This is a genomic window from Halorubrum tibetense (assembly GCF_042661865.1).
Taxonomy (GTDB): domain Archaea; phylum Halobacteriota; class Halobacteria; order Halobacteriales; family Haloferacaceae; genus Halorubrum; species Halorubrum tibetense.
In genome coordinates, this window is sequence record NZ_JBHSWW010000483.1 from 1 (window position 1) to 1,112 (window position 1,112).

The 1,112-nt window shown below is 55.5% G+C and carries 1 protein-coding gene; it reads left to right on the plus strand.

Translation table 11 applies throughout. The features are described 5' to 3' along the window. Window positions 1-73 precede the first annotated feature (73 nt). Window positions 74-889, plus strand: a complete 816-nt coding sequence (locus tag ACFQEU_RS16370; RefSeq protein WP_379783889.1) for an IS5 family transposase — start codon at window positions 74-76, stop codon at window positions 887-889. The last annotated feature ends 223 nt before the right edge of the window (window positions 890-1,112 follow it).

Below are 1,112 nucleotides of genomic sequence, written 5' to 3' on the forward strand. Positions count from 1 at the left end.
TGCTCCGTTGAACGCCGACGCCGTCTGCGGATCGTATCGCTGATTTCACGGGATTTGGACGCCGTCTGGCGATATGGGACGTCTCAGGAACCTCGCACAAACGTTTCACGAATTCGCTACGAACCATTTTGAACAACCAGACGTACCCGCTGTCGCCGACGGCGACAACGGGTACGCCAAGTCCACCAAGATCGCGCTCCTTCTGCTCAAAGAGGAGATCAACAAGCCGCTTCGGAGGCTCGAAGACTATCTCAACGAGATGCCGGGAATTCTCGGTGTGTTTGATCTTGAGGCATCTCCGGATTACACATCTTTCAGCGTCTGGGACGATGAATTCCCGATGAAAGAACTGCGCCGCCTGCTCCGCGCCTCGGCGGAGCAGGCGGGGCTCTCAGGCACTGCGTCGATCGACGCCAGCGGCTTTCAGCGTGATCAAGCCAGCTCACACTACCGGAATCGGGTCGGTTACTCGTTCAACGCGATCAAAACGACGCTGCTTGTTGACACGGATTCTCTTGCTATCATGGACGCTCATTTCACGACGAAGAAAGCCTATGACGGCCATATCGGGCTGCAGGTCTTTCGGCGGAACGCCGAAGACCTGCAGGCGTTGCTGGCCGACAAAATGTACTCGTGGAGTGATCTCCGCGAAGCCTGTCGTGACGCGTCTACCCGACCAGTGATCAAACACTGCGAGCAAAACGCGCTCAAGAAAGCTCACAACGCCAGAATTGACGATGATGTCTACAATCAGCGGTCAATGAGTGAGACCGTGTTTGCGATGCTAAAAGACGACGGCGACGAGATCCGCTCCCGGAGCTGGCACGGCCAGTTCCGGGAGCTCACACGGAAGTGTATCGTCCATAACCTCGAGCAGGCGGCGAGTTAGAGCTCGCCGCCTGCTCTCCTTCTCCGAATATATCCGGGAGAGGCATCGCCATCGTCCACCTCATGCTTTATGTAGTATCTTGTGAAACTGATGCTTTGGTCGCCGCACAATTCCGCTCAAATCGAATCGCCCGATCTGAGAATCTACAGATAAAGCGCCGCTACCGGTAGAATATCGAATATCAAAAATCCGATGTTGCCGCCGTCTTGCGTTCAACACGGCA